Genomic DNA, 9,066 nt, shown 5'->3' on the forward strand with positions numbered 1-9,066 from the left:
GTGCTGACGTCGATCGCGATCATCATGATCTACTTGGCCTACCTGATGGTGACGGGCCCGATGCTGAAGAAGCGTTTCCAGGGCCAGTGGCCGCCTCCGGATCTCAAGGCCGAGGGCTACTTCACCATGGGCAAGTGGGGCATGGTGGTCAACATCGTCGCAGTCGTGTGGGGCGTGGGGATGGCGCTGAACCTGGCGTGGCCGCGCGTCGCGGTTTACGGCGATCCCTGGTACAACACCTGGGGCGCGTTCGTCTACATCGGCGTAATCCTCGGCTTCGGCCTGCTCTGGTACGGCGTCAAGGGCAGGCACCACATCGGTACGCTGGAATCACACGCAGCAGTCACCAAAGCCGATGCCTGACACCCAATTCGACTATGTGATCGCCGGCGGCGGGACGGCCGGCTGCGTGCTGGCCGCCCGGCTGTCCGAGGACAAGGACGTCACGGTGTGTCTGGTCGAGGCAGGCCCGTCGGACGTCGGCGATTCCAACATCCTCCCGCTGTCCGAGTGGATGCACCTGCTGGACTCCGGCTACGACTGGGACTACCCGGTGGAGCCGCAGGAACGTGGTAACAGCTTCATGCGGCACGCCCGTGCGAAGGTGCTCGGCGGATGTTCGTCCCACAATTCCTGCATCGCGTTCTGGCCACCCGCGGAGTGCCTGGACGAATGGGTCCAGATGGGTGCCACCGGGTGGAGCGCCGCCGAGATCCTGCCGCTGGTCAAGCGATTGGAGAACAACGACGCACCGGGCGATCACGGCCACGACGGCCCCGTCCGCCTGCAGGACGTCCCACCGACCGACCCATGCGGCACCGCGGTGCTGGAGGCGGCGGCGCTGGCCGGGCTGCCGACGGTGGCCTTCAACCGCGGCGAGACGGTGCGCAACGGCGCGGGCTGGTTTCAGATCAACGTGGGGGAGGACGGCACCCGCATGTCGACCTCGCACGCGTACCTGCATCCAATTCTGGACTCCCGCAAGAACCTCGAGGTGCGCACCGGCTGCTGGGTCTCCGAGATCCTGTTCGACCAGGCGAACAACGCCACCGGTGTGCGCTTTCAACGCCCCGACCTGACGGGGTACGACACCGTTTCCGCACGGCGTGAGGTCATCGTCACCGCGGGTTCGATCGACACTCCGAAACTGTTGATGCTCTCCGGGATCGGGCCCGCAGAGCACCTCAGGGAGATCGGGATCCCGGTCCGGGTCGACTCGCCGGGCGTCGGATCCAATCTCGACGATCACGTCGAGGGCCTGGTGTTCTGGGAGGCCTCGCGGCCCATGGTCACCACCTCCACGCAGTGGTGGGAGATTGGCCTTTTCACCACGGTCGACGAGGGCACACCCCAACCCGATCTGATGATGCACTACGGCAGCGTCCCGTTCGACATGAACACGCTGCGGCGCGGCTACCCGACGACCGACAACGGATTCTGCCTGACGCCCAACGTCACTCAGGGCAGGTCGCGTGGCACGGTCCGGCTGCGCAGCCTGGACTTCCGGGACCGACCCAAGGTCGATCCGCGCTACTTCACCGATCCCGAGGGCTACGACGAGCGGATCATGCTCGCCGGTCTGCGACTCGCCCGCAGCATCGCCGAGCAGGAGCCGCTGAAGGGGTGGATCGAGCGCGAACTGGCACCGGGACCGGAAGCTAGGACCGATGACGAGCTACTCGACTACGTCCACCAGACGCACAACACCGTCTACCACCCGGCGGCCACCGCCAGGATGGGGTCGGTGACCGATCCGATGGCCGTCCTTGACCCGCAGCTTCGGGTCAAGGGGGTGTCAAGGCTGCGCGTGGTCGACGCGTCGGCGATGCCCAAACTGCCCGCGGTGAACCCGAACATCACCGTGATGACCATGGCCGAGAAATGCGCGGACCTGCTCCGGGGGACCTGAGCCAGTTCCTCGGGGAGCACACGCCGTTCCAGTCGATGACGCCCGATGAGCTCGCCGAATTGGTGGCGGGCTCAGCGCTGGTGGCATTCGCCACCGACGCGGTGATCGCCGACTACTCGATGCACGTGCCCGGCGACGTCTGGATGGTCTGCACGGGGGACGTCGCCCTGCAGGCCGGTGCGGACGGTGCTGCCATCGACACCATCGAGCCCGGCGGCATCTTCGGATATACGCCGCTGCTCACCGGGGGCGGCATGGAGTTCGTGGCGCGGGCCACCGAGCCGAGCACCCTGATCAGATTGCCCGGTGAGCAGCTGCGGGCCTTGTTCGCCAGACCCGCCGGGCTGGCCTACCTGGCCTCGTCGGCATGGAGTGCGGCGCCGGATAGCCGGAAGGCCCTGGTACAGGTCGCCGACAGCAGACCGGTCGGCGAGCTCGTGCACGGCGACGTGCTCGTGGTCGCCCCCGACGTCTCGGTGCGCGACGCCGTAATCCGGATGACCGGGCACCACGTGTCCTACGCGTTGATCTCGCTGCCCGACGGCGAATACGGCATCTTCACCGACCGCGATCTGCGGACGCGCGTCGTGGCCGCGGGACTCTCGGTGGAGGTGCCGATCACCCGGGTCATGAGCGCGCCCGCTCGCCGGGTCACCGCCGACCTGACCGCCGAGACCGTGCTCGTGCAGATGCTGGAGAGCGGGTTGCGGCACATGCCGGTGACCTCGGCGCGCGGCGAGGTCGTCGGTGTCCTCGAAGACGCCGACCTGCTTGCGGCGTCGGCAAGACAGAGCTTCATGCTGCGCCGCTCGATCGGCCTGGCAGCCGATGCCGCCGAGCTGCAGGCCGCCGCGCGGCGCGTCACCCACACCGCGAGCGCGCTGTTCCGCAGCGGCACCACGGCATCCGCCACCAGCGGCATCCTCTCCATAGTCATCGACAGCGTGGTGCGCCGGGCGCTCGAGCTCTCGGTCGCCGAAGCCTCCCCGGAGCCGGGCACGCCGACGTCGGGGTTCGCCTGGCTCACGCTCGGGAGTATCGCCAGGCGCGAGGCCATGCCATCGTCGGACGTCGACAGTGCGCTGTCGTGGCGCGACGAGTTGTCGCCTGCGAGTGGTCCGTTGCGTGGGATCGCCCGCCGCACCCATGCCATCCTCGACGGCTGCGGGTTGCCGTCCGACAGCAACGGAGCGATCGCCGCAAGTCCGAACTTCGCTCGCTCCCAAAGTGATTGGGCCGCGGCGGCCAAGGCCTGGCTCGACGACCCGCTGGCCAACAAAGGCTTGATCCTGTCGTCGCTGCTGCTCGACGGCCGGGTCGTGTGGGGCGATACCGGGCTGCACACGGTGCCCGCCGCGTACCGCAGGATGCGCGCCGAGCACCCCAACGCATTGCGGCTGCAACTTCTGGATGCGCTGTCCGGACGGGTCCGCGCCCGTTCCCTTCGCGACGTGGTGTCACGACGCGGCGGCACGTTCGACCTCAAGAGCCACGCCGTCACGCCCATCGTGAACCTGGCCAGGTGGGGTGGGCTCGCCGGGGACGTCGTGTCGGCGTCGACCCCGGCCCGGCTGGCGTCGGCGGCGGCCAGTGGTGCGCTCTCCGAGCGGGACGCGGCCACCCTCGGCGAGGTCTTCGTCATGCTGCAACGCCTTCGGATGACGCACCAGGTCGAGCAACTCTCTTCTGGCAACCGCCCCGGCGACGTCATCACCATGTCCGAGTTGTCGCCGCTGAACCGGAGCTTGCTCAACGACGGGCTCCGCGAGATCGCCGCCGTGCAGCGACGTGTCGGCAACTTCGGCATTCCGGCCGTATAGGGTCGGACCAGATGGTCAAGGGAGACGGCGAGGACGGCGGGCGCTCCACCACGGTGCAGTCGGTGGACCGCGCGCTCACCGTGATGGAGATCCTCGCGACGCTCGGCCAGGCGGGGGTCACCGAGATCGCTGCCGAGCTGGGCGTGCACAAATCGACGGTGTCCCGGCTCATTTCGGCGTTGGAAGCCAGGGGCTATGTGGAGCAGCTCGCCGATCGGGGCAAGTATCGCCTCGGCTTCGCGGTCGCCCGGCTGGCCCGCGCCAGCAGTGGGCAGCTCGACCTGGTCAAGCAGAGTCAGGCGGCCTGCGATGCGCTGGCATCGGAATCCGGCGAGACCACCAACCTCGCGGTCCTCGACGACGACCGCATCGTGAACATCGCCGAGGCCATCGGCTCGGCAGGCATCGCCCTGCGCACCTGGGTCGGCCAGAGTTGCCCAGCCCATGCGACCTCCAGCGGGAAGGTGCTCCTGGCGGGGCTCAGCGGCAGCGACCTGCGGGAGCGGCTGGCGACCCGCTTGGAATCCTTTACCGACACCACGGTGACGTCACGCTCCGCTCTGGAGATCGAGCTGGCATCCGTTCGCGAGAACGGCTGGGCCAGCGTCCGCGAGGAACTCGAGGTCGGGCTCAACGCCGTGGCCGCGCCCGTCTACGACGCCGACGCCCAGGTGGTCGCAGCGCTCAGCGTGTCCGGACCGTCGTACAGGCTCGGCGAGGACGAGATCGGTGCGATCGCGAAGCTGACCATCGCTGCGGCCGAGAGCGTCAGTAGGCGGCTCGGCTGGGTCGACCTGTCCACGCGCAGCTAGCACGGCGTCGCGTGGACGGTGACGGGCATGGGTTCATTTAAGCTGGCACGTCGTGAGCTCTGCTGATGTGCCCGAGGCCGGCCAGGAAAACGACGCCAACGATCTACCCGAACAGTTCCGGATCCGTCAGGCGAAGCGCGAACGGCTGCTTGCCCAGGGCCGCGATCCCTATCCGGCCGAGGTGGCCCGCACCCATACGCTCGCCGAACTTCGACGGGCGTATGCCGAGTTGGCGGTCGATACGAGCACCGGGGAGATCGTCGGCGTCGCGGGGCGGGTGGTGTTCGCCAGGAACTCCGGGAAGCTCTGCTTCGCAACGCTCCAGGAGGGTGACGGCACCCAGCTGCAGGCGATGGTCAGTCTGGACGGCGTTGGTCGGGAGTCGCTCGATGCGTGGAAGTCGGACGTCGATCTTGGCGACATCGTGTTCGTCCACGGCGAGGTAATCAGTTCACGACGCGGTGAATTGTCTGTGCTCGCTGATTCCTGGCAAATCATTTCGAAGGCGCTGAGACCACTTCCCGTCGCGCACAAGGAGCTCAGCGAGGAGTCGCGGGTACGGCAACGCTACGTCGATCTGATCGTGCGTCCCGAGGCGCGCACCATTGCCCGCCAACGGATTGCGGTCGTTCGCGCAGTGCGGTCGGCATACGAACGGCGCGGATTTCTCGAAGTCGAGACGCCCATCCTTCAGACCCTCGCAGGAGGGGCCGCGGCACGACCATTCGTGACGCACTCCAACGCGCTCGACACCGATCTCTTCCTTCGCATCGCACCGGAGTTGTTCCTCAAACGATGCTTGGTCGGAGGTTTCGAGAAGGTCTTCGAGTTGAATCGCGTGTTTCGAAACGAAGGTGCGGACTCGACGCATTCACCAGAATTTGCGATGCTCGAGACTTATCAGGCCTACGGCACGTATGACGATTCGGCCGTAGTCACCCGTGAGATAATTCAAGAGGTCGCCGACGAAGCGATTGGCACGCGAAACGTGTCCCTGCCCGATGGCACTACCTACGACCTCGACGGCGAATGGGCGACGGTGGAAATGTACCCGTCGCTCTCGGAAGCCCTTGGTGAAGAGATCACGCCGGAAACGGGAGTCGAACACCTTTGGGCCATCGCCGACGCGCGTGGTGTCGAGATTCCGCTCGATCGCGGTTACGGGCACGGGAAACTGGTCGAGGAACTTTGGGAGCACGCGGTGGGGGCCACCTTGTGGGCGCCCACCTTCGTGCGTGACTTCCCCGTCGAGACCACGCCGCTGACACGTGCCCACCGCAGCATTCCCGGCGTCACCGAGAAATGGGACCTATACGTTCGCCGCTTCGAGTTGGCGACTGGATACTCAGAACTCATCGACCCCGTTGTGCAACGACAGCGCTTCGAGGCCCAAGCCAGGGCGGCGGCCGCGGGCGACGATGAAGCGATGCTTCTCGACGAGGATTTCCTCGCCGCCCTCGAGTACGGGATGCCTCCGACCACCGGCACCGGAATGGGCATCGATCGGTTGTTGATGGCATTGACGGGGCTGTCGATTAGGGAGACGGTTTTGTTTCCCCTGGTACGCAGAGATGTTCGCAGACACGGCGCCTGAAGGGCTTTTCATACTTTTGTGTTGAATTGCGCTGGTTCATATGCAAGCATTGTCCCGGGTTCGAGACGAAGTACGACTCCGCGCCCCGGACAGAAGGGTCAGTGTGAGCCAATGGCGAAGAAAGTGACCGTCACCCTAGTCGATGATTTCGACGGTGAGGGTTCTGCCGACGAGACCGTCGAATTCTCACTCGACGGTGTGAGCTATGAGATCGACCTTACGTCGAAGAACGCCCAAAAACTTCGGGGAGACTTGAAGCAATGGGTGGAAGCCGGCCGCCGGGTGGGGGGCCGCCGCCGTGGCGGCGCCACGGGTTCGGGCCGTGGCCGCGCGTCGATCGACCGTGAGCAGAGTGCCGCAATTCGGGACTGGGCGCGCCGCAATGGTCATAGTGTTTCCACGCGCGGGCGCATTCCCGCAGACGTCATCGACGCATTCCACGCGGCAACATAGGTAGCGGTTGCCAGCCCCCCACCGTAGCGGTTCGGGTGGCAACACGCTTTCGCTAGGGGCGAACCGTTGCGGGCCCATTCCTGGAAACGATCGGACGCCGTCGAGCGTTGCGCTTGTGCAGCACGGGAATGGTCACTGCTCGGTTCTTCACTACAGTTCTTCACTACAGAAGGACTAGGGCGGGGCACCCCGGGCCGCCGCCCACTACAGTGGACGGCAGGTGCAGAGCACGGCTCGCCGTGCGCAGAGCTGCGCTAACTACGGAGGGCAGGTAACCACCGATGTTCGAACGCTTCACTGACCGCGCACGCCGCGTCGTCGTCCTGGCTCAAGAAGAAGCCCGGATGCTGAACCACAACTACATCGGCACCGAGCACATCCTCCTTGGCCTCATCCACGAGGGTGAAGGTGTCGCAGCCAAGTCGCTCGAGTCGCTTGGCATTTCGCTGGAGGGTGTCCGCAGCCAGGTCGAGGAGATCATCGGCCAGGGCCAGCAGGCGCCATCCGGACACATCCCCTTCACGCCGCGCGCCAAGAAGGTGCTGGAGCTCAGCCTGCGAGAGGCACTACAGCTCGGCCACAACTACATCGGCACGGAGCACATTCTGCTCGGCCTGATTCGTGAGGGCGAGGGCGTCGCCGCCCAGGTGCTGGTCAAGTTGGGTGCGGAGCTGACGCGCGTTCGTCAGCAGGTCATTCAGCTGCTCAGCGGCTACCAGGGCAAGGAGACCGCCGAGACCGGCACCGGCGGACGCGGCGGCGAGGCGGGCAACCCGTCGACGTCGCTGGTGCTCGACCAGTTCGGTCGCAACCTGACCGCGGCCGCGATGGAGGGCAAGCTCGACCCCGTCATCGGCCGCGAGAAGGAAATCGAGCGGGTCATGCAGGTGCTGAGCCGCCGCACGAAGAACAACCCGGTACTGATCGGCGAGCCCGGCGTCGGCAAGACCGCCGTCGTCGAAGGGCTTGCGCAGGCGATCGTGCACGGCGATGTGCCCGAGACGCTCAAGGACAAGCAGCTCTACACGCTGGACCTCGGTTCTCTCGTGGCAGGCAGCCGCTACCGCGGTGACTTCGAAGAGCGGCTGAAGAAGGTCCTCAAGGAGATCAACACCCGCGGCGACATCATCCTGTTCATCGACGAGCTCCACACGCTCGTCGGCGCGGGTGCCGCCGAGGGCGCGATCGACGCCGCGTCCATCCTCAAGCCCAAGCTGGCCCGCGGCGAGCTGCAGACGATCGGCGCGACCACCCTCGACGAGTACCGCAAGTACATCGAGAAGGACGCCGCTCTGGAACGTCGTTTCCAGCCGGTTCAGGTCGGCGAGCCGACGGTCGAGCACACCATCGAGATCCTCAAGGGTCTGCGTGACCGGTACGAGGCTCACCACCGGGTGTCGATCACCGACGGCGCGATCGTGGCGGCCGCCACGCTGGCCGACCGCTACATCAACGACCGCTTCCTGCCCGACAAGGCGATCGACCTGATCGACGAGGCGGGCGCCAGGATGCGCATCCGTCGCATGACTGCACCGCCAGACCTGCGCGAGTTCGACGAGAAGATCGCCGACGCGCGCCGGGAGAAGGAATCTGCGATCGACGCGCAGGACTTCGAGAAGGCGGCGAACCTGCGCGATCGCGAGAAGACATTGGTGGGTCAGCGGGCCGAGCGTGAGAAGCAGTGGCGCTCCGGTGACCTCGACGTCGTCGCGGAGGTCGACGACGAGCAGATCGCCGAGGTTCTCGGCAACTGGACCGGCATCCCCGTGTTCAAGCTGACCGAGGCCGAGACCACGCGCCTGCTGCGCATGGAGGACGAGCTGCACAAGCGCATCATCGGCCAGGAGGACGCCGTCAAGGCCGTCTCCAGGGCGATCCGGCGTACCCGTGCCGGGCTGAAGGATCCCAAGCGTCCGTCGGGTTCGTTCATCTTCGCCGGCCCGTCCGGTGTCGGTAAGACCGAGCTCTCCAAGGCGTTGGCCAACTTCCTGTTCGGCGACGACGACGCTCTGATCCAGATCGACATGGGCGAGTTCCACGACCGCTTCACCGCGTCGCGGCTGTTCGGCTCGCCTCCTGGCTACGTCGGCTACGAGGAGGGCGGCCAGCTGACCGAGAAGGTGCGGCGCAAGCCGTTCTCGGTGGTCCTCTTCGACGAGGTCGAGAAGGCGCACCCCGACATCTTCAACAGCCTGCTGCAGATCCTGGAGGAAGGTCGCCTGACCGACTCCCAGGGCCGGGTGGTGGACTTCAAGAACACCGTGATCATCATGACCACCAACCTCGGCACCAAGGACATCGCCAAGGGTCAGAACCTCGGCTTCGCCCAGGCCGGGGACGTGGCCGGCTCGTACGAGCGGATGAAGAACAAGGTGCAGGAGGAGCTCAAGCAGCACTTCCGGCCGGAGTTCCTCAACCGGGTCGACGAGATCATCGTCTTCCCGCCGCTCTCGCAGGAGCAGATCGTCCACATGGTCG

Annotated in this window: 6 protein-coding genes and 1 pseudogene; all 7 read left to right on the top strand. The window is 66.3% G+C overall.

Translation table 11 applies throughout. From position 1 onward, the window contains the following. A pseudogene (locus QOI01_RS07170) lies at window positions 1-363 on the top strand (amino acid permease); the annotation flags it as partial. Next, the gene (locus QOI01_RS07175) at window positions 356-1,909 is read left to right on the top strand and encodes a GMC family oxidoreductase (protein WP_526379489.1); all 1,554 of its coding nucleotides are present in this window, start codon (window positions 356-358) and stop codon (window positions 1,907-1,909) included. The pseudogene QOI01_RS07170 and the gene QOI01_RS07175, both read left to right, overlap by 8 nt. Further along, window positions 1,882-3,729, top strand: coding sequence for a putative nucleotidyltransferase substrate binding domain-containing protein (locus tag QOI01_RS07180; RefSeq protein ID WP_526379490.1), 1,848 nt, complete (start codon window positions 1,882-1,884; stop codon window positions 3,727-3,729). The genes QOI01_RS07175 and QOI01_RS07180 overlap by 28 nt, the downstream gene beginning before the upstream one ends. An 11-nt stretch (window positions 3,730-3,740) precedes the next feature. Then, window positions 3,741-4,541 (top strand): IclR family transcriptional regulator, encoded by an 801-nt coding sequence (locus QOI01_RS07185; protein ID WP_526379491.1) that lies wholly within the window; start codon window positions 3,741-3,743, stop codon window positions 4,539-4,541. 67 nt (window positions 4,542-4,608) lie between these two features. Beyond that, window positions 4,609-6,135, top strand: a complete 1,527-nt coding sequence (gene lysS, locus QOI01_RS07190) for a lysine--tRNA ligase (protein WP_526379494.1) — start codon at window positions 4,609-4,611, stop codon at window positions 6,133-6,135. Between the two features lie 111 nt (window positions 6,136-6,246). Then, on the top strand, window positions 6,247-6,588 hold the full coding sequence (lsr2, locus tag QOI01_RS07195) for a histone-like nucleoid-structuring protein Lsr2 (RefSeq protein WP_526379492.1): 342 nt from the start codon (window positions 6,247-6,249) through the stop codon (window positions 6,586-6,588). 281 nt (window positions 6,589-6,869) lie between these two features. Beyond that, window positions 6,870-9,066 (top strand): ATP-dependent Clp protease ATP-binding subunit (locus tag QOI01_RS07200; RefSeq protein WP_526379493.1); only part of this gene is annotated, 2,197 nt, incomplete at its 3' end.

The sequence above is a fragment of the Mycobacterium sp. genome, from assembly GCF_032162605.1.
Lineage (GTDB): Bacteria > Actinomycetota > Actinomycetes > Mycobacteriales > Mycobacteriaceae > Mycobacterium.